Source organism: Mycobacterium sp. DL99 (assembly GCF_004762045.1).
Classification (GTDB): domain Bacteria; phylum Actinomycetota; class Actinomycetes; order Mycobacteriales; family Mycobacteriaceae; genus Mycobacterium.
This window is the reverse complement of sequence record NZ_SJOM01000007.1, coordinates 3,572,775-3,590,952: the sequence shown is the minus strand read 5'-3', so window position 1 is coordinate 3,590,952 and position 18,178 is coordinate 3,572,775. Positions and strand designations below refer to the sequence as shown.

Here is an 18,178-nt window from a genome sequence, read left to right as displayed (position 1 = left end):
TCCTGGCGGAGATCTGTCATTGTGGCGAGCATGAAGGCGCTGATGATCTCCGTGCTGGCGGTTGCAGCTGGGCTCGCGTCGGCCCCGGCGGCTTTCGCCGACGATGAGGGCTATCTCGCGGAGGTGTCCTCGTTGGGCCTGCCGGTGTCCGATGACAGTCGTGACGTTGTGCTGCAGCTCGGCCGGCAGGCGTGTGTGACCGCCCACGAAGATCCGGCGATGCGGCCCGATGACCTGGCGATGCAGATCGCCGAGGCCCGGTCGGCATACCCGTTCGAGAAGGCCAGGCTCGTGGTGACCGCCGCTCTGCACAACTACTGCCCGGATGTGACGGCCACACCAGGCGGGTGAACTACTCGCCCGACCGGGTGACCCCTCGCGCCACCGCGACGCAGAGGTCGGCGCATTCGGCCGCGAGCTGTTCGGTGGTCTCGGTGGGGTCGGCAAGCCAGGCTTCGATGATCTGGTTCACGCCACCGACCATGAACTGTGCACTGCGGCGTAACTCAGCAGGGTTCGGTGTCGCGGAGTGCAGGACATCGGGCGCAAGCTGAACGATCAGGCCGGTGATCATCTCCAGGATGTGCGTGCGGTGCTCCGCCAGTCCGGCGACGCTGCTCACATCGCCGGTGGCGATGCGGTGGATGTGGGGGTCGGCCGCGATGATGTCGAGGAACGCGGTGAGCGCTGACCGCAGTTTGTCGGTGAGCGTGCCCGGGTCCCCGACGCCGGCGTTCACCAGCGCGGTGAGCAGCTGATCGCGTACGTCGTCGGAAATGGCGAACAGCAATGCGTCTCGGCTCTCGAACTGTTCGTAGAAGTAGCGCGAGGTCAGCCCGGCGGCGGTGCAGACGGCGCGCACGGTGACCTCGGTGATCCCGGATTCGCCCCAGATCTGGCGGCCGCCGGCGAGCAGCTTGGCTCGTCGTTCTGTGCGGCGGTCGACCGCACTGACGCCGCCGTAGCCGCGCACCACCTGTACGCGCTTCATTGACAGCACCCTACCCGCCGCCTAAATTCTGACTACATACGTAGTCAGTCATCTCGGTCGGTCCTGCACAGGAGGTCACGTTGAACATCCCGGCTCGCCACCCCGAACGGCCACTCGCCGTTCCCGGTGCCATTCGGACGTTCGCGATGATGCTGGGCGTTCGCAACCCCGACGCGCAGCAATGGCGCCGGCTCGGCGAGCGAATGACGGTCGGGGACGAGCCGATGGACCGCCTGGTCGACTGGATGTCGTCAGCGGGGATGGCGCAGATGCGTCCTCTGTTCGAGAAGGCGCTCGCCGAGGGTATCGACAACGTGCCCGACGCCCCGGAACCGTTGCGCGAGTTCTTCATCGGCGTGGAGACTGCCCCGGCATGGGTGGACCGGGACAAGCTGCGCAAAGGGCAGCGGGCACTGGTGCGGGGCGGTTCTGACGGCATGTCGATCGCGCGCGACGTGTCGCTGCTCGGCGGCTACCAGTTCTCCGGGTTCAACAAGACCCTGCTGCGCACTGGTGCCTTGGAAAAAGGCTCGAACAAGCGCTTCGCCGAGACGATGCAGTGGGCCATGGACGTCATCTCCGACGGCGGTCTCGACCCCCTGGGCGCCGGGTACCGGTCGACCCTGCACGTGCGGTTGATCCATGCGTTCGTGCGTCGGCACGTGGCAGCGATGCCGGACTGGCGCACCGACGAGTGGGGTTTACCCGTCAACCAGACCGATATGGCCGCGACGCTGGTCGGCGCGCTCGTCGCGCCGCCGGTGGGCTCGCTGGCGATGGGAATCCTCCCTGCGCCAGGCGAACTCGACGCCATCGCGCACCTGACCCGCTATGTCGGTTGGTTGATCGGCGTGGAGGACGAATGGTTGCCCAAGACTTTCCGCGAGAGCATCCGCGTGCTGTACCACACGTCCACCGCGCTGGCGGTCCCCGACGAGACGACGCAGCAGTTGTCGGTTCCGATGGCCGAGGACCCGCTGTCGTGGCATTACGGCGGTATCCGGGGCCTGCGTCGCCGCCTGGCGTGGGCGCAGCACCTGTCGATCACCAGCGCATACCTCGGCCCGAGTGCGATGCGTGTCCTGGGCCTGCCCGCCTACATGCCGCCGTGGTACCCACTGTTGAAGATGCCGGTCAATCTGATGCGCAGCGCCGCGGCGATGGCATCGCCGGGCGGCATGGATCGCGCGATCACGCGAGGCCGACGCGAGCAACAAGCCCTGCTGCAGACCATCATCGGTGACAGCGCGGCCAACATCGGCGAGTCGGCAGTGCACGTGAGCAGCGCAGCCTGACTGCCGGTACGCCTAGCGGGTCATGGAGCCGATGAAATAGGTTTCGTGGCCCGTGGGGTAGCCGCCGCCATCGGTGGCGATGTGCACGTGGTCGAAGTGGTTGAGGGTCTCGTTCCCGTAGTCGGCGGTCCAATGCGGCGCGCCGATCCCCGGATAGAGGCCCTGCCGCCAGATCACGTGAAGCACGCCCCAGCGCTTGGCGTTGGCCAGGGCGAAACCGGCGATCTGGTTACCGAGTTCGATGCCTTCCTTGGAGTGATAGTTCGGGATCATCACGTCGATCGCCAGACCGTTGGGATGCCATTTCAGCGCATCCTGCCGATACCCGCCGATGGTGGTGATCTCGGGGAACATCACCGCGATGGCGCGGGCCACCCAGATGGTCTTGACCTGTAGGCCGCCCTCGGGTGCCGGGCCCTTCGGTAGGGAGAACTGGAAGTCGCGGGCCACCACGGGCGCGCTGGCCGCCACCAACGCGGCTTGCGGAGCCGCCGGCACCGGCTGTTGCCGGCCTGCGGGCGGCGTCGCTGCGGGGACCTCCGCGCAACACTTCGCCTCGGTGTTCTGGACGTAGACCATGCCCGCCGCAACGGTGACCGAGACCGCGAGCGCCAGCAACCGGCCCCTGCCGCCGGCCAACCGTCGTTTCCCCACGGCAGCAATTTACTGCGCTCGCTGGTCCGACGGGACGGGAACCGCGTCCGGCAACCTCCTGTCTTTCTCCACGGCACCCTGAGTTGGCTGAATTCCGGCCGTCAGGACCCGCCCGGTGCGGTTTCTGCGTGCAGGCGGTGCGGGCAGGTTTCGGGGAACCTCCGGTGAATGGCGTCGATCAGGTGATGCGTCTCGTACAGATCGGCACGCAACTTGCTGACCTCGCGGCGATCACATGCCGACGATCGGCGCTGGCGCCCCTCCGCCTTCTCCAGGCGTGTCGATACGTCCTCCACGTGGCGCCACAACTCACCCAGAAGGGACTGCGCCTGCGCAGTGTCGGCGGAGTGATTCACGTTACGGATCGTGCCACCTGTGTCTTCATTCCGCTCACTTCGCCAGATCTTGACTACGGGGCAGGTCCAGCGGATTCTGAAGCCATGGTGAGGATCAGCGAAGAAATCATGATCGCCGAACTGCTGATCCGCCTTGGCGCGGCCTATCCGGACGCATCCGATGAGGACATCACGGGATGCATCCACCGGGCCCAGGAGCGCTTCCAGTCCAGCCCCATTCGCGAGTTCGTGCCGCTGCTCGTGGAGAGGCGCGCGCGGGCGGAGCTCGCCAGGCCGATCGTCGGCGTCTAGCTCCAGGCCGGTCTACGGACACCCGAGCTGACCCGGGGCTCCTAAACTGCCGGGATGCTCACACGGGCGCGGATGGTGGCCGCGACGCTGGTAGTTGTGCTCGGACTGGCGTCCCTGGTCCACGTGCTCTACATCGGGTTCGGCCCACTGCCTGACCGCGCCGAACGTCAACTCGGATTCCTCGACGCAGCCCTGGCATCCGGTCGTGACACCGAGATGCAGGGCCTGTTCCCTGAGGGTGAGTACTTCACCAGGGTGCTGACCGGTCTCGCCGAGGCCCAGGTCGCCGCGCGGCTCGGAGCGGACCCTCGATCCGCCGGGTATCTCACCCGAGCCCGGACTCGGCTTGCCGCCATCGAAACCCCGGAATCCGTGGCGGTATTCGGCAACGGAATGGCCCCGGAACACGGGATCTTCGCGGCGGGCTGGTCACTTGCCCTGGCTGTCGCAATCGCGCGGGCTTCGGACTCTGATGCGGACCGTGCGGCGATGCGAGAGCGCGCTCACATCGTGCATTCAGCTCTGAGACAATCGGATTCACCGTTCCCGGCCAGCTATCCGGGCCAATACTGGCCATGTGATTCGGTTGTGGCAGCGGGAGCGCTCGCCGAGGCGATCTCGCTGCTCGAGCTGCCATGGCGCGAGGATCTCGCCGTCTGGCGGAAGCGGGCACTGGCCGCCGCCGATCCGGACACGGGCCTGCTGCCGCACCAGGTCGATGACCGGGCCCGCGCCTTGACAGGACCACGGGGGTCGTCCCAGGCCACCATTCAGACTTTCTGGCCCGCGGTCGATGCCGTGGTCGGGGTCAAAGATGATCAGTGGCAGCGATTTTCCGACCGGTTCGTCACGAGCAAGGCCGGCTTGGTCGGGATTCTGGAGTATCCGTCCGGTACAGGCGGCGACGCCGATGTCGACAGCGGTCCGTTGATCTTCGGGGTGAGCCTGAGTGCGTCGGCGGTCGGGTTGGCGGCAGCGCGAGCCAATGGCGACCGTGACCTGGCCGGTCGGCTGATTCGGCAGGTCGAGCTGATCGGGGTGCCGGTGGGTTTACGCACCACGCGATACCTGTTCGGTGCGCTCCCGGTAGGTGATGCGTTCATCGTGTGGGCGCGCACAGTACCCGAGGGTGAGGTGGCGCTGAATCCGGGCTCGGGGCGGTCGGCGCGGTTTGTGGTGTGGGCCGTGCCCTCGGCGTTGCTGCTTGCGGCCGGCCTGGCGTTGTGGCCACGAACACGGCGGCCCGGAAATCGACCAAAACTCGGAAAACAAGGTAGGACTACGCATCCCTACCCGGCCCACCGCCCGGCAGACTGAACCCATGCCAAGTCCCGATGTGGTGCCGTCGGCAGAAGCCGTGACGCACAACACCAAACCCGACCGCGACCGCGCGGTAGACGTCGCACGCCTGGGCGCGCTGCTGGTGGTGATGTTCGGGCACTGCGCGCTGCTGTTGGCCACCATCGACTCCGGCGGCGTGCGGGTCGGCAATATCCTCGGTGCGTTGCCCGCGCTGGCCCCGATCACCTGGGTGCTGCAGGTGATGCCGCTGTTCTTCCTGGCCGGTGGAGCGGCGGGGGCCTACAGCTGGCACGCCGATCCGGGGTCGGCGAAGCCGTGGGGTGCCTGGTTGCTCGCCCGCGCCCAGCGGTTGTGCCGGCCTGTGTTCTGGTACCTGGCGGTGTGGGCGTTGGTCCTGGTCGTGGTGCACGCGACGATGGGTGCCGAGTCCGCCGCAGCGCTCGGTCGCGAGTGCGTGGCCCTGCTGTGGTTCCTCGGTGTGTACCTGGTGGTGCTCGCGTTCGTTCCGGCGCTGATGCACCTGCGTACCGGACGGGCGTTTGCCGGGGTGGTCGTCGGGCTGATCGTCGCGTCCGGCGTGGTGGATGCCATCCGCTTCGCCGTCGGCACCCCGGAGGCGGGCACCGCCAACCTGATCATCGTCTGGCTGATTCCCGTGGTGATCGGCGTGGCCTATGCGCGTGACCTCATCTGTTGGCGGGCAGCGCTGGGGATCGCAATCATCGCATTCGTCGCACAGGTAATCCTCGCTCTGACAGGCATTTACGACGTGTCCCTCGTGGTCACCGGAACCGAGCATGTATCGAACGTGTCGCCCCCGACACTGCTACTGGCTCTGCACTGCACCTGGATGGCATGCCTGTTCATCGCCGCCGCCAACCCGATCCGGCGCTGGGCCGCTCGTCCGCGGGTCTGGTCTGTGGTGGCGACGGGTAACGGGGGAGCCATGACGCTGTACCTGTGGCACATCCCGGTGATCGCGATCGCCGCGTTCAGCCTGCACGCGGTCGGCCTGGATGCCTTCGATCCGCACTCCCCAGGCTTCTGGGCCCATCTGGCTTTGCGCGCAGTGGTTTTCGCCGTTCTCATGGCTGTGGCTTTCCGGCTGCTGTCTCCGTTGGAGCATCGTCCACTGCCGTGGTGGGACGACCAGGTTCAGATCAGCGGCGGCCGGTCGGTGCTCACCGGCGTGCTGTTGTGTGTCGCCGGCGCCGCGTTGACGCTGATGGCCAAGAGCGGTCTCGACGGTGTGCTGGGTTGGTCGGCGCTCGGCGGGTTCATCGTGGCAGCCGTCGGTGCGCGGGCCTGTGCCGGACGGGCTGTCAAGGCCTAATTGCCTTGTGCGGCAACATCTGTGGATGAATCGTGCGCTGTGGAGAACTTCGGTGGGTGGAGTTGATCGGCGGTAGAATTAGAACATGTATTCGAGCGCTGGTTCCGATCGGGAGACGGTGCTGGCTGCCTACGACGAGTACGACGCCGCGTGCGCGAAGCTGGCCGCCCTGAACTATCAAGGGTTGAGCCTGCCTGAACTACTGGAGCTGCAGTCGCGGCGCGAACGCCAGCTCCGGTGTGCGCCCGCGGTCGATCACGCGTTGTTGGCCGAAATCCAAACCCGGGCCACCCCTGGCGAGATCGGCGCGAAAAGCTGGGCCGATGTGCTGGCTATCCGGCTACGCATCAGCACCAAAGAAGCCAAACGCCGCATCGCTGAGGCCGCCATCCTGGGCCCACGCACCACCATTGCCGGGGAGTCGCTGGCGCCGGTGTTTCCGGAGACGGCGGGCGCCCAGGCTGCCGGCGCGATCAACACGGAGCACGTCGCGATCATCGGCAAGTTTTTCGCCAAGCCACCCGTGACGCTCGACGCAGCTACCCGCGCTCAGATCGAGGCTGATCTGGCCCGCATCGCCGCCGGCAACAGCCCCGAAATCCTGAAACAGTGCGCTGATCGGATCGGGTTCCTGCTCAACCAGGACGGCGCCGAACCCGTCGACGACGAATGCCAAAGCCAAGGTGAAATCTTCATCGGGCCCCAAAATGCCGACGGCACCAGCGTAATCCGCGGCCGGCTCACCCCAGAAGCCCGCGCGACCCTCGACCCCATCCTGTCGCGCTACGGCGCCCCGGGCATGTGCAATCCCGCCGACGAACACCCCTGCACCACCGGCACTCCCAGCGCCGAGGCGATTGCGGCCGACACCCGCACCGCCGCCGAACGCAACCACGACGCCCTGGTCGCCATCGGTCGTAGCGTGTTGTCTTCAGGGGAACTGGGCGAGCACAACGGACTACCGGTATCCATCGTGGTATCCACCACGCTGAGGGAACTGGAAACCAGGACCGGCAGCGGACTGACTGCCAGCGGCACCCACTTACCGATCGGCGATGTCATCCGGATGGCCGCCCACGCCCACCACTACCTCGCGGTCTACGAAAACCACCGTCAGGTCCCGCTGTATCTGGGCCGCGCCAAGCGCATCGCCACGCCCGGGCAGCGGATCGTGCTGCGCAACCGTGACCGCGGGTGTACCCGGCCCGGCTGCACCTGCTCCACCGACCGCAGCCAGGTCCACCACGCCAAGGCGGATTTCAGCGCCGGCGGGCGCACCGACATCACTGACCTCGCCCTGGCCTGCCCGAAAAGCAACCGCCTCGTCCACGACAAGGGATGGCGCACCCGCCTGCGTGCTGATGGCCGCGTCGAATGGATCCCACCCCCACTACTGGACACCGGCCAAGACCGCACCAACCACTACTGGCACCCCGAAGACCTCTTCCACTCACCCGAAAAAGACGATCCCTAGGCGCCTATTCACGGCGGGCACCGACGCCGCCTCCGGCCCGACCGGCAGGCGGGAGTCGGTGATGCCGTGGGGCGCACCGCCGCAGTCCGCTCGCGGATTCAAGTGCTGGAACTCTGACCGTCGCCGACCGAATAGCCTTAGAGGTCAGTATGTTTGGGACCGCGCCGAACGCGGTCGATGTGAATCACTGGCAGAGATCAGCGTCGCGGTGCAGGGCCCGGGCTCGGCATCATCGGTGAGTCATCGCCGGGACCCATCATGCCGCCCGGTCCCATCATGTCGTCGCGATCCATCATCGGGCAGGAACTTGTCGGCCGATCACCGGACATGCCGTGGTACCCGCCGCCGTGGTGATAGCCCATGCCCGCACCGATCATCAGTCCGCTGAAGAAGATGACGGCAACGATGAAGAGGATCCCGGCGACGATGCCCACCACGGCAGCCGCTTGGCCGAGTCGGTTGGGCCTGCTGACGGATTCATCGGTTCGGGGTTGAGGTGTTTCGGTCATGTCTGCGGCCCTCCTGAACGAGTGTGGCTGTCGTCAGTATGTACCGGCTCCGCCGCTGCCAACAGGGACATTGGTCCTCAACGTGGGCTGCGCCGGTCCGTTGTCAACCGTGCATCGGATTCTGTGAACCCTGCGAACCAATCAATCCTCCTTGCGGATCAGCCGTCCCAGTGCCTCGCGATCAGGTGCCAGCAGTTCGTCGATGCGGGCCTGGTTCACATCGGCGACGATGATCTCGCCGACCTCCTGGTACACATCGCTGAAGATGCCGTGGGCCTTCATCTTCTCGGTCTGATAGACGTTGTCCTCGGTGGGCGTCACGTAGTAGACGATCTCCGGCTTGAACCGATGGATCAGCCACACGTGGATCAGATCCATCAGGCGCTTCTTGCGCAGCTTCTCGGCGAAGGTGTTCTGGTCGCGGACCGTCAGGATGTTGCGGCCGTGCCGATCCTTGATCGGGTCGACGACGACGTTGGCGAGCGGTTCGTCACCGTTGCCGTAGATGCCGAGATCGAGTACGTCCGACCCGGCCCGGCGCGGCCGGAGCTGCACGCGCAGATTCTCGCCGATCTTGTAGTAGTCGCCCCACATTGCCAGCCACTCCTCGAGCAGCTTCTTGGGTACCTCGGTCTGCACCAGATGCTGGTGTTGCGTGGAGCCGGCGCCCATCGCCTTGGTGGTGGCGGTGCGACCCGACGAGGCGGCCAGCGCCGCATCGCTGCGTGGGCCACCGACCAGTGTTTGCGGTGTGCGGTAAGGAGATTCGACCAGACGCATCTTGCGCTGCAGCCGGGCCAGCGCCAGCATGCCCTCCTGTTGCAGGGACGTCGCGAACTCCTCGCACGCCACGCCGTCGACCTGGTGGCCGCCATAGGTGATGAAGTTGAAGACGAATCCCATCTTGCCGAGTTCGGCTGGGAAGGCCCGCATCTCGTCATCGGTCATCCCGGTGGTGTCCCAGTTGAACGACGGTGAGAGGTTGTAGGCCATCATCTGGTCGGGGAACTCGGCGTGGATCGCATCGGCGAACTGCTTGGCATCGGCCAGATCCGCGGTCTTGGTCTCCATCCATAGGATGTCGGCGAACGGCGCGGCCGCCAACGACTTCGCGATCGCATACGGGATGCCGCCGCGAACCTGGTAGTAGCCCTCGGGGGTCTTGACCCGTTCACAGTCCCAGGCCACGTCGGCGCCCAATTCGTGGGCCTTCTCCTGCGCCGTGTACAAGGACGCCCGCGCGGCGAAGGCACGCCAGTCCGCGGCACTCATCGCGACAGGCTCACCTTCTTTCGCGCGGTACTCCAGAAGTTCGGCAACTGCCTCGCCGTAGGTGTTCAGACCGGCGTCGGCCTGCCACGCCTCGACGAACGCCGACTCGACCTTGTCGAACATGGCATCCACCGAATGTCCGGCGCGGTGGCCCTTGACGGCCTCGGCGATGGTGCTCATGATGCCTTCGCGTTCCAGCCAGGCCTCGGCGGTCGCGTACTCGCCGGCAGGCAGCGCATAGAGCAGATGGCCATTGAGGTCGGTGACACCGAGGTCGTAGAACCGGCGCATCATCGCCAGGAAACACGACTTGTAGGTGGGCACCGACAGGTTCGTCGCCCCCAGCAGGAACGGCTGATCGCGCTCGTCGGCGCGGCTGTCGATCAGATTGGCGGCCTCGGCGTCGGTCCGCGCGACGATGATGCCTGGCACCCGCATGATGTCCAGCTGGAATCGCGCGGTGTTGAGCCTTTTGATCTGCTCATCCGAGGGCACCAACACCTTGCCGCCCTGGTGTCCGCACTTCTTGGTGCCGGGACGCTGATCCTCGATGTGATAACCCGGCACCCCGGACTCGACAAAGCGGCGGATCAGATTACGCACATGCGGATCGCCACCGTGACCGGTGTCCGCGTCGGCGATGATGAACGGCCGGTAGTCGACCGCCGGGGTGGCCGCGAGCTGTTCGGGGGTCATCCGCAGCCGCAGATACTGCTGATTGCGGTCTGCGGTCAGCAGCGCCCGCACCAGCCCGGCCGCTTCGTCGGGCACCTGGCTCAGCGGGTAGCTGGCCAGGTCGGGCCCGGGATCCTCACTGATCGACCCCTTGGCCGAGGTGGCCCATCCACCGAGGTAGATCCCTCTGATCCCCATCCGTTTCATCACCACTGCCTGACCCGGTGAATAGGGCCCGAACGTTGTGATGCTCATCTTCTGGGCGAACAGATCGCGAAGGTAGAGAAAGAACGCCGTGGCGGCCTCACGGGCCACCGGATAGTCCGACGGGATCGTGCCGCGTTGCTCGGCGACCTGACGTGCTGAGTACAGCCGGGTGATGCCTGCGAACCGAGGACTGTCGATGTAGACCTGGGTGGCCTCGACATCCTCCTGGAACGACGAGTTGGTCTGTGCGTTGGCTTCGATGGTGGCCATGGGTGCGCTCCTGAACTCGGGTACCCCAATCATTGCTGGCAAGTCGTGACACCGGAGCCGGTTGGGAGATTTCTCAGGACCGCCACCCACCGTGGCTCGAGGTTCTAGGCTGCACGCCATGTCGATCGACCGGGCCGCGCTGGCCGCTGGTGCCATCCGATTCGCGTCGGGCGTCTCGTTTCTCGTTGACCCGAAGCGGGCCGACCGGTTATGGGGCGGACGGGAAACACCAGATGCGACCGCGCAGCTGATGTGGCGGTCGATGGGATATCGCGATGCGCTGATCGGCGGCCTGCTGCTGGCGGCGGGACTGCGGGGCAAGGACACCCGCGGGTGGTTCCTGGCCTCCGGCGGCGCCGACGCCGCCGACCTGCTCGGCGGGATGGTGGTACACGACCAGCTGCCGCGGTCGCAGCAGGTCATCGGCCTCGGAGGTGCGGTGGTCGGCATCGCGGTGGGGCTGTGGGGCGCCACCCGCCGCCGGGAGCGTGCGACCGGCCCGGCTGCGGGCTAGGTCGATCTAAGAACCCGCCTCGACGATGTCGCTGCGGTACCACCGCGTTCCCATGAGATAGCAGCCCATGGCCAGCAGCTGCAGCACCGGCACCAGGATGAGCAGTGCCCGGCCCAGCGCGTGGGCGCCCAGATCGGGGGTCAGCGTGTCACTGATGAGGCCGGTGACGAACGGGCCGACAGCGCCCAGGGTGGCATTGAAGAACAAGAAGATCGCCGATGCGGTGGCCCGCTGCTCGGGCAGCACCAGACGGTGGATGGCGGCGATCGACGGCGCCATGTACGCGGTGCCGATGACGTAGCTGAGGGCCAGGAACCACACGCAGGCCAGGCGGCTTTCGACGGTGAACGCCAACACCGAGGCGGGAAGCAGCAGGGCCGTGGTCAGCACCACGATCCACAGCAGCCAGCGCGGGTCGCGCACGGCCAGCCGGTCGGCCAACCGGCCCACGATCACCAGCCCGAACACCCCGGCCAGTCCGGCGGCCAGGCCGTATTCCAGCCCGACCTCACTGAGCGACATGGAGCGGGTTCGCATCAGGAAGGCGGGGGAGAAGGTGGTCAGCGAGTAGCCGGCCGCCGCGATGAACGCCGTGCCGCCGACCAGTGACAGGAAGCTGCGTTTGTGCAGCAGTGCCCACCACTTGACCGTCGCGACCTGTTCCCGGGGTGTCGCATCCGGCAGCGCCTGACGTGAGCCGACCACCAGCAACACCAACGGTGCGAACACCACGCTGAGCCCGCCCATCACCACGAAAGCCGTTCGCCAGCCCAGGTTTTCGGCCAACAGTCCGCCACCGATCAGGCTGGCGCCGCTGGCCAGCGGGATCGCGAGCGTGATCACCGCCAGCGGCGCGGCCCGGCGGTCCTGGGCGAAGTTGCGGGCCACGTATGCGTGCGCGGCCGGGGTGCTGCCCGCCTCGCCGACCGCGACACCCACCCGCGTAAGCGCAAGCTGAAATCCGGACTGCACGGCACCGCCGAGCATGGTCATGGTGCCCCACAGCGTCAGGCAGGTAGCGACCACCGCGCCGTACGTTCCGCGGTCGGCGACCCGGGCCACCGCGATGCCCAGCACCGCGTATACGATGAGGAAGCCGAAGCCGTTGATCACCCCGATCGCGGTGTCCGACAGGGCGAGGTCGTGTTTGATGGGCTCGGCCAGCACCGAAGGCAGGAACCGGTCGACGTAGTTGAGGGTCCCGACGAGTGTCAGCAGCGCGACCGCCGCCCACGCCCGTCGCGGCCCGTGCCCACCGGCTTTCCTTGGCGGCACGGCGACCAGCGGCGCCGGGCCGGTCTCACTCATGTCTTACGCCGCGGGCGAACCGCCACAGGTACTGCGGCAGACCGCGCGCCGGCACGGACGTCGGCCAGTCCCGAGGGCGGAAGAACGCGTCGGAGCCTCCGTCCACGAACACCACACTGCCGCAGAGGAAATCGGCCGAGTCCGACAGCATGAAGCAGATCCAGTCGGCTAGGTGGCCGGCGTCGCCGTAGCCGCCGACCGGCACCGGGAACCGCCGCACGGCGGCACCTTCGCGCGGATCCGCAAGTTGGGCCTCGAGCAGCGGGGTCAGGATCGCCCCCGGAGCCAGCGCGTTGAGCCGGATCCCGGCACCGGCCCACCCTGTGCTGACCGCAGTGGTCCGCAGCCAGCGGCTCACGGCGATCTTCGAGGCCGCGTACATGAGGGCCGACCCGTTGCGACCCAACAGTCGCAACGAGCGCACCGCCTTGTCGGTGTCACGCGCCAACAGCGCCCGAATCGTCCGGCGTGGAACGATCGGGACGGTTGTCGTCGAATTACTCGAAATCACAACGACTTTGGCTCGGTCAGCGGCGGCCAGCGCGGGACGCACGGCATCCAGCAACTCCACCACGCCGAGGAAGTTGACCTCGGCGATCAACCGGTTCCGGTCAGCGCCGGGTCCGGGGCCCAGCCCGGCGGCCAGCACCGCCCCGTCGAGCACCCCGTCGCACGCCGCCAGCACGCCATCGGCCGCTGCCCGGCGCCCCTGCGGGGTGGACAGATCGGCCACCACCTCACCGGACTTGAGGTCCACGCCGATCACGGTGTGCCCGAGGTCTCGCAGCCGTTCGGCGGCCTGCAATCCCATGCCGGATGCGGACCCGGTAACCGCGTATGTGCCGATGATCGCCTCCTTGCCGCCCGACCGTGGGGCAGTTCGGCGGCCAAAGATAGCATCCGAGGCATGACCGACCTTCCCAAATACGGCCCGTGGGCTGTTATCGCCGGCGGCTCCGAGGGGGTCGGCGCAGAGTTCGCTCGTATGCTCGCCGAAGACGGGTTCAACCTGGTGCTTCTGGCGCGTAAGCCAGGCCCCTTGGAAGCCACCGCGCAGCGCTGCCGGGATCTGGGCGTGCAGGTGCGCACGATGGCGGTGGATCTGGTGGACGATGCGTCGGTCTCCGAGATCGCCGATGCGACCGCCGACCTGGAGGTCGGCTTGCTGATCTACAACGCCGGCGCCAACACCTGCAGCGAACGTTTCCTGGACGCGCCGCTGGCCGATTTCCAGAAGGTCGTCGACCTCAACATCACCAGGATGATGGAGCTGGTCCAGCACTTCGGCCGGCCGATGGCCGCGCGAGGCCGGGGCGGCATCCTGCTGGTGGGTTCACTGGCGGGCTACGCGGGGTCGATGCGGCACACCGTCTACGGCGGGGTGAAGGCGTACGGCCGGCTGTTCGCCGAGAGCCTGTGGCTGGAGTTGCGCGAGTACAACGTCGACGTGCTGGAGCTGGTGCTCGGCGTGACCCGCACCCCGGCGATGGAGCGCGCCGGTCTCAACTTCGAGGCACCCGGAATGCGGATCAACGATCCGGCCGAGGTCGCCGCCGAAGGGCTGGACCACCTCGGTGCGGGGCCGGTTCACGTGGCAGGCGGCAACGCCAAACGCGCCGAGATGAACAGTGCGCCGGACCGGGCTCAGGTGGTGCTCAAGTCCGATGCCGCCATCCGCAACCTGATCAATCAGCGGGCGCCGCAATGACATCCGAGGTGGCTGCGCTCGAGGCGCGACTGCGCCGCCTCGAGGACGAACGCGACATCGCCCGGTTGATCGCGTCATACGGCCCGCACGTGGACGCCGCCGACGCCGACGGGACCGCTGCGCTATGGGCGACCGACGGTCGCTATGAGGTCGAAGGCTGGGCGATGGCCAGCCGGGCAGACGTCCACGCGATGGTCAGCTCGGAATCCCACCGCGCCCTGGTGGCTACCGGCTGCAGTCACTTTCTCGGCCCCGCCGTGGTCACCGTCGACGCCGACACCGCGGTGGCCGTGTGTGAGTCGCTGGTGCTCGTCCACCGCGAGAACCCCGAGGGGTCCGGTGAATATGTGGTGTGGCGGGCAACGGCCAATCACTTCGAACTGGCCCGCAGAGAAGGGCACTGGCAGATCACCCGGCGGTCGAGCCGCCTGCTCAACGGCGACCCGGCAGCACACCGGCTGCTGATCGCCGGCGTGGCCGGAGAGCCCGCGACCTGACCCAGATGAATTCTCGGTGCCCAAGCGGTTACCGATCCCTCCTACGAGATGCCGATACGGGTGGGGCGACTTACGCTCGTCGCGGTCGGGTGTCAGCCGCACGAGGGGAATCGGGGTCTCAGGGTGAAGACAGTGCTGGGGCTGTCGGTGACTTCGCACGGCATCGCCTGGGCACTCGTCGACGGCCGCTGCGCGGACGCGACCCCGCTCGATGACGATGCGTTCGATGTCGACTCCGCCGACCAGCTGACCGCCCGGGCCGCCGCCGCTGCCCGCAGTGCCCAGGCGATCGCCGCCTCCAGCGGCCAGGACGTGGCCGCGATCGGTGTCTCGGCCGTCGGCCCGGTCTCCGACGATCACCTGGCCCAACTCCTCGACCTGCTTGCCGCCGCGGGATTCCACGATGTGCGGCTCGTCCCCGATTCGTCCGACACCACCGACGCAGACGACCCGGGGACGGACACGCAGCTGCGGGCCGCGCGGTCCGCAGCACTGGCCGTCGCGACAAACGCGGTTGTCAGGGCGCCCAGGCCGGTCGCGGTCCGGCCTCCGGCGCCCCGCAGGTACGCTGCCGCGCGCGCCCTGGCCGCCACGGCAGCGGCGGTTGCCACGGGCCTGCTCACGGTGGGATCGCAGTACGTCGAACCGGTCCCGGTCGCGGCCACCGACGATGCTGACATTTCTGCGGCCGCAGAACCGCAGCTCATCACTGTGACCACGCCGCGCGAGGCAGCACGATCGGTGGCGCTGCCCGACGAGCAGTCAGCGGCTGAGCGGGCCGCCCGGGCACCGATCACCGAACCGGCCGAACCGTTGGTGTCGACGCTGTCGGCGGAAGCCGCCCAGCCCGCGATGGCCGTCCAGCCTGTCGCTGCGGCGGAAATTACTGCGCCTCAAGCGATTCCGGTGGCGCATGGGGCAGTGCCGGTCGTCGCGCAGATGCCGGTCGACCCGAGGCCGCTCCAGCAGCCGGCCCCGATTGCCGTTCCAGTGAGCGCGGTTCCGGTGCAGCACATTCCGGCGACGGTCACCGGGCCGATCGTCGGGCCACCGGCGGTCGAGGCGCACCTCGCGACCGACCCGGCGCCCGGCCCCGCGGCAGTGCCGCTGCCCGCACCTGCGCCGGCGCCCGCGCCTGCGGGTCTGTGGTTCCTCGGCGCGATGCCCTAGCGGGGAGCCGCCGCCCGAATCACGGCATGGTCGCCAGGTTGTTCCAGAAATGCCTGAGGCTGTCGGTGCCGCCGAACAACGTCGTGAAATTGGTGGAATCGACCAGCACGATGTCACCGGCCCGGCCGGCCGCCGGCGGCATCCAGATCAGTGCGTTGAACTCGGAGTTGCCCGCCTCGGTGAACGGATGCGGCCGGTTGGGGTCGACCAGTTGGCGCCCCAGCACCCGCAGCGCATCGCCTTCCGGCGCGGTCAGTTCGTAGTGCGGCAGGTGCGGGTGAAAGTTGAAGGTGGTGACATCGGCAAGCAGTCCGGGGGAGTCCAGATCGCGAAGTGCCGTCAACGGCGCGATCTCGGTGGTGCCTTCCACGACTGCCGGGCGCAATCCCCAGACGTTGTGCACCGGGACGTCCAGCGCCGCCATCAACGAGCGGGTGTACTGCCCGAAGCGCTGTTGCCGCGGTACCAGCGGATCGCCGTGATGCAGGTACTCCACCTGGCGCCGGGCGTAGTCGTCGGTGTCGCCGACATCGTGATGCGGCGCCAGCAGCAGGCAGGTGCCCTCACGCTGCAGCCAGCGGCGGATCGCGTCGACCTCGGCCGGGGCGGCCTCTTGTTCGGACAGGATGTGGTCGAGGCCGAACACCATCAGGGTGTCGCAATCGTCGAGCACCCGCTCATCGATCGGAAGGCGGTATCCGGCCTGATCGATTCGCTGGAACACCGCCACCGGATGCCCGGTGACGTCACCGGCCAACTCCTGGAAAGCCAGCGTCGAACGGTGGAACAACTCCAGCGTGCCGGCGATGCCCTGCAGGAAGGCGGCCGCATCGTATTCGGGCGTCTCATATGACGGCCACAGCACATTGCGGACCTCGGTCATGGTGGAGAACCGGTTCTCCATGGCCGCCGGATCGCGCTGGGCTTCCCACGGGTAGCTCCAGGTCCAGTAGATGCTGATCCGGCGGCGTCCGTCGTGCCGGCGCGGAACGTGCGTCTGGTTGTAGGTGCGGGCACCGGTCATGAGGCTGCCTCCGCACCGCCGGTGGCCAGAAACCGTAGTGCCGACATGCCCGGCAGGAAGAAGTAGGCGCCACCCCGGAGTGTGGTGAACGCCGGAATTCCTTTGTGCACCTTACGTATCGGCCGCTTGGGGATGGTGAAGTCCAGGGTTCCGTCCTGGGTGCCGCAGATCGGGTCGTGCTCGTTGCCCAGTTCGTGGAACGTCTTGTCGTTGATCCAGACGTTCTGCGCGAATTCGAACTGGCGCACCAGGTCGGCGCAGATGATGAACGCGGCGATGCCGCGATCCGCTCCGTCATCGGGTGCACCGTCGGGTAGGGCCGGACCGTACGTGGCGCCGCGCCGGATCATCCGGCGCCGGTTCATGTAGTGCGCGGTGTCACGTGGGTTGAGCCGGCGCGCATGCGACCCCAGCGGGCAGGCGTAGCCGAAGGGGTCCATCTCCTTGTAGTTGAAATCGTTGTTGCGCATGGGATCTGCGCCCAGCTCGGGATCGTCGTGCTCGGGTGCCAGCACCAGGGGAGCGCCGCTGCGCCACCGGCCCATGAACTTCGCGGCCAGCAGCTCCTCGGCCTCCGGCGAATCCGACCGCTCGCGAAGGTAGTCCCGAAACAACCCGACGTGCTCCTCGAGCCGGCGGTAGGCCATGTAACTGCCGTTGCGTGAAAGCACTTCCGGTTCCGGCAGATTGGGGATAGATCCATCCTCATCGGGATAGCCGAGGATGAACTCACCGGGCTCCAGCGGGTCACCTGAACCCGGCGTCGGCTCCTCCCCGGTACCCTTCATGACCGGCTGGGACAACCGGTCACGGAACCCGAAGTGGTCGTGGGCGTAGTTGAACGGCGGGGTTGCGTTCAGGTCCAGATAGGACAGGCTCCGCACCCCGGCGGTTCGGTCCAGGAGTTTGTCGTGCTCCTCGATGGAGCGGTGGAACTGCTCGTCGGTACGGGAGAACAGGATCGCGATCGCATGCAGATCCTCCCCGGCCAGACCGCCCAACCAGTGTTCGGGTGCCGCCTCGCCGGTATCGCCAAGGATCGTGGCACGCTGCGCCATGCCTTGCCGGAACGCATCCGGGAACGTGGCCAACGACTCCTCACCGACACCGAGTGCCCGCAGTCCGGTCCAGGTGAACGCCAGCGTCACCCACCGGTCGGATTCGTCCATGGTGGACATCGCGTCTGACGCAGACTGCACCTTGTCCAGCAGCTCGGTGAGCCAGGCCCGGCCGCCCTCCGGGGTGTCGAAGGTCAGGAACTCGTAGCGCCCGGTGATGGCCGGGGTACGGGTCAGCAGGATGTGCTGGATCTCGTCGAACTCGAGCAC

Annotated in this window: 19 protein-coding genes; 10 read left to right on the top strand and 9 right to left on the bottom strand. The window is 67.4% G+C overall.

The window, feature by feature from the left end; genetic code table 11:
• Nucleotides 1-30 precede the first annotated feature (30 nt).
• Nucleotides 31-351 (top strand): DUF732 domain-containing protein, encoded by a 321-nt coding sequence (locus EYZ64_RS17715; RefSeq protein ID WP_135455231.1) that lies wholly within the window; start codon nt 31-33, stop codon nt 349-351.
• Between the two features lies 1 nt (nt 352).
• Here EYZ64_RS17715 and EYZ64_RS17710 read toward each other — a convergent pair whose 3' ends face one another.
• Complete coding sequence (locus EYZ64_RS17710) at nt 353-991, bottom strand: TetR/AcrR family transcriptional regulator (protein WP_135455229.1); 639 nt, start codon at nt 989-991, stop codon at nt 353-355.
• 80 nt (nt 992-1,071) lie between these two features.
• On the opposite strand from EYZ64_RS17710, the gene EYZ64_RS17705 reads away from it, so the two are divergent.
• Entirely contained in the window at nt 1,072-2,286 is a 1,215-nt protein-coding gene (locus EYZ64_RS17705) for an oxygenase MpaB family protein (RefSeq protein WP_286175037.1), read from the top strand.
• Nucleotides 2,287-2,298: 12 nt separating this feature from the next.
• Here EYZ64_RS17705 and EYZ64_RS17700 read toward each other — a convergent pair whose 3' ends face one another.
• Both EYZ64_RS17700 and EYZ64_RS17695 read right to left on the bottom strand, forming a co-directional pair.
• Nucleotides 2,299-2,949, bottom strand: a complete 651-nt coding sequence (locus EYZ64_RS17700; protein ID WP_502703018.1) for a VldE C-terminal domain-containing protein — start codon at nt 2,947-2,949, stop codon at nt 2,299-2,301.
• A gap of 92 nt (nt 2,950-3,041) precedes the next feature.
• Nucleotides 3,042-3,296 carry a hypothetical protein gene (locus EYZ64_RS17695; protein ID WP_135455225.1) on the bottom strand — a complete coding sequence of 85 codons (255 nt, stop codon included), beginning with the start codon at nt 3,294-3,296 and terminating at the stop codon, nt 3,042-3,044.
• Between the two features lie 84 nt (nt 3,297-3,380).
• Here EYZ64_RS17695 and EYZ64_RS17690 point away from each other — a divergent pair, with 84 nt between their 5' ends.
• The 4 genes from EYZ64_RS17690 to EYZ64_RS17675 all read left to right on the top strand — a co-directional run bounded on the left by EYZ64_RS17690 (nt 3,381) and on the right by EYZ64_RS17675 (nt 7,696).
• Complete coding sequence (locus EYZ64_RS17690) at nt 3,381-3,587, top strand: three-helix bundle dimerization domain-containing protein (protein WP_135455223.1); 207 nt, start codon at nt 3,381-3,383, stop codon at nt 3,585-3,587.
• Between the two features lie 54 nt (nt 3,588-3,641).
• Entirely contained in the window at nt 3,642-4,904 is a 1,263-nt protein-coding gene (locus EYZ64_RS17685) for a hypothetical protein (RefSeq protein WP_135455221.1), read from the top strand.
• 4 nt (nt 4,905-4,908) lie between these two features.
• Nucleotides 4,909-6,222, top strand: a complete 1,314-nt coding sequence (locus tag EYZ64_RS17680; RefSeq protein ID WP_135455219.1) for an acyltransferase family protein — start codon at nt 4,909-4,911, stop codon at nt 6,220-6,222.
• Nucleotides 6,223-6,307: 85 nt separating this feature from the next.
• A complete protein-coding gene (locus EYZ64_RS17675; protein ID WP_135455216.1) occupies nt 6,308-7,696 on the top strand; it encodes an HNH endonuclease signature motif containing protein in 1,389 nt (462 codons plus the stop codon).
• 197 nt (nt 7,697-7,893) lie between these two features.
• Here the strand turns inward: EYZ64_RS17675 and EYZ64_RS17670 are convergent, their stop codons facing one another.
• Nucleotides 7,894-8,205: a hypothetical protein gene (locus EYZ64_RS17670; protein WP_167857867.1), complete on the bottom strand. Its 312-nt coding sequence runs from the start codon at nt 8,203-8,205 to the stop codon at nt 7,894-7,896.
• A 141-nt stretch (nt 8,206-8,346) separates the two neighbouring features.
• Nucleotides 8,347-10,629: an isocitrate lyase ICL2 gene (gene aceA, locus EYZ64_RS17665; RefSeq protein ID WP_135455214.1), complete on the bottom strand. Its 2,283-nt coding sequence runs from the start codon at nt 10,627-10,629 to the stop codon at nt 8,347-8,349.
• Nucleotides 10,630-10,747: 118 nt separating this feature from the next.
• Here aceA and EYZ64_RS17660 point away from each other — a divergent pair, with 118 nt between their 5' ends.
• Nucleotides 10,748-11,143, top strand: coding sequence for a DUF4267 domain-containing protein (locus EYZ64_RS17660; RefSeq protein ID WP_135455212.1), 396 nt, complete (start codon nt 10,748-10,750; stop codon nt 11,141-11,143).
• 6 nt (nt 11,144-11,149) lie between these two features.
• On the opposite strand, the gene EYZ64_RS17655 is transcribed toward EYZ64_RS17660, so the two are convergent.
• Together EYZ64_RS17655 and EYZ64_RS17650 are read right to left on the bottom strand one after the other, a co-directional pair.
• A complete protein-coding gene (locus EYZ64_RS17655; protein ID WP_135455210.1) occupies nt 11,150-12,451 on the bottom strand; it encodes a spinster family MFS transporter in 1,302 nt (433 codons plus the stop codon).
• The gene (locus EYZ64_RS17650; protein ID WP_210115664.1) at nt 12,444-13,298 is read right to left on the bottom strand and encodes an SDR family oxidoreductase; all 855 of its coding nucleotides are present in this window, start codon (nt 13,296-13,298) and stop codon (nt 12,444-12,446) included. Before EYZ64_RS17650 ends, EYZ64_RS17655 begins: the two co-directional genes overlap by 8 nt.
• A gap of 60 nt (nt 13,299-13,358) precedes the next feature.
• Here EYZ64_RS17650 and EYZ64_RS17645 point away from each other — a divergent pair, with 60 nt between their 5' ends.
• From EYZ64_RS17645 to EYZ64_RS17635, 3 genes are all read left to right on the top strand, one after another.
• Nucleotides 13,359-14,159, top strand: coding sequence for an SDR family NAD(P)-dependent oxidoreductase (locus EYZ64_RS17645; protein WP_135455207.1), 801 nt, complete (start codon nt 13,359-13,361; stop codon nt 14,157-14,159).
• Entirely contained in the window at nt 14,156-14,656 is a 501-nt protein-coding gene (locus EYZ64_RS17640) for a nuclear transport factor 2 family protein (protein WP_135455205.1), read from the top strand. The genes EYZ64_RS17645 and EYZ64_RS17640 overlap by 4 nt, the downstream gene beginning before the upstream one ends.
• A gap of 123 nt (nt 14,657-14,779) precedes the next feature.
• Nucleotides 14,780-15,826 carry a DUF7159 family protein gene (locus EYZ64_RS17635; protein WP_135455203.1) on the top strand — a complete coding sequence of 349 codons (1,047 nt, stop codon included), beginning with the start codon at nt 14,780-14,782 and terminating at the stop codon, nt 15,824-15,826.
• A gap of 19 nt (nt 15,827-15,845) precedes the next feature.
• Here EYZ64_RS17635 and EYZ64_RS17630 read toward each other — a convergent pair whose 3' ends face one another.
• Both EYZ64_RS17630 and EYZ64_RS17625 read right to left on the bottom strand, forming a co-directional pair.
• Nucleotides 15,846-16,850 carry a hypothetical protein gene (locus tag EYZ64_RS17630; RefSeq protein WP_135455201.1) on the bottom strand — a complete coding sequence of 335 codons (1,005 nt, stop codon included), beginning with the start codon at nt 16,848-16,850 and terminating at the stop codon, nt 15,846-15,848.
• On the bottom strand, nt 16,847-18,178 hold the full coding sequence (locus tag EYZ64_RS17625; protein WP_135455199.1) for a Dyp-type peroxidase: 1,332 nt from the start codon (nt 18,176-18,178) through the stop codon (nt 16,847-16,849). The genes EYZ64_RS17630 and EYZ64_RS17625 overlap by 4 nt, the downstream gene beginning before the upstream one ends.

What these genes read in the sequence shown, in the direction of transcription:
- EYZ64_RS17715 (WP_135455231.1), top strand. Translation starts at nt 31, where the DNA reads ATGAAGGCGCTGATGATCTCCGTGCTGGCGGTTGCAGCTGGGCTCGCG.
- EYZ64_RS17710 (WP_135455229.1), bottom strand. Translation starts at nt 991, where the DNA reads ATGAAGCGCGTACAGGTGGTGCGCGGCTACGGCGGCGTCAGTGCGGTC.
- EYZ64_RS17690 (WP_135455223.1), top strand. Translation starts at nt 3,381, where the DNA reads ATGGTGAGGATCAGCGAAGAAATCATGATCGCCGAACTGCTGATCCGC.
- EYZ64_RS17685 (WP_135455221.1), top strand. Translation starts at nt 3,642, where the DNA reads ATGCTCACACGGGCGCGGATGGTGGCCGCGACGCTGGTAGTTGTGCTC.
- EYZ64_RS17680 (WP_135455219.1), top strand. Translation starts at nt 4,909, where the DNA reads ATGCCAAGTCCCGATGTGGTGCCGTCGGCAGAAGCCGTGACGCACAAC.
- EYZ64_RS17675 (WP_135455216.1), top strand. Translation starts at nt 6,308, where the DNA reads ATGTATTCGAGCGCTGGTTCCGATCGGGAGACGGTGCTGGCTGCCTAC.
- EYZ64_RS17670 (WP_167857867.1), bottom strand. Translation starts at nt 8,205, where the DNA reads ATGACCGAAACACCTCAACCCCGAACCGATGAATCCGTCAGCAGGCCC.
- aceA (WP_135455214.1), bottom strand. Translation starts at nt 10,629, where the DNA reads ATGGCCACCATCGAAGCCAACGCACAGACCAACTCGTCGTTCCAGGAG.
- EYZ64_RS17660 (WP_135455212.1), top strand. Translation starts at nt 10,748, where the DNA reads ATGTCGATCGACCGGGCCGCGCTGGCCGCTGGTGCCATCCGATTCGCG.
- EYZ64_RS17655 (WP_135455210.1), bottom strand. Translation starts at nt 12,451, where the DNA reads ATGAGTGAGACCGGCCCGGCGCCGCTGGTCGCCGTGCCGCCAAGGAAA.
- EYZ64_RS17645 (WP_135455207.1), top strand. Translation starts at nt 13,359, where the DNA reads ATGACCGACCTTCCCAAATACGGCCCGTGGGCTGTTATCGCCGGCGGC.
- EYZ64_RS17640 (WP_135455205.1), top strand. Translation starts at nt 14,156, where the DNA reads ATGACATCCGAGGTGGCTGCGCTCGAGGCGCGACTGCGCCGCCTCGAG.
- EYZ64_RS17630 (WP_135455201.1), bottom strand. Translation starts at nt 16,850, where the DNA reads ATGACCGGTGCCCGCACCTACAACCAGACGCACGTTCCGCGCCGGCAC.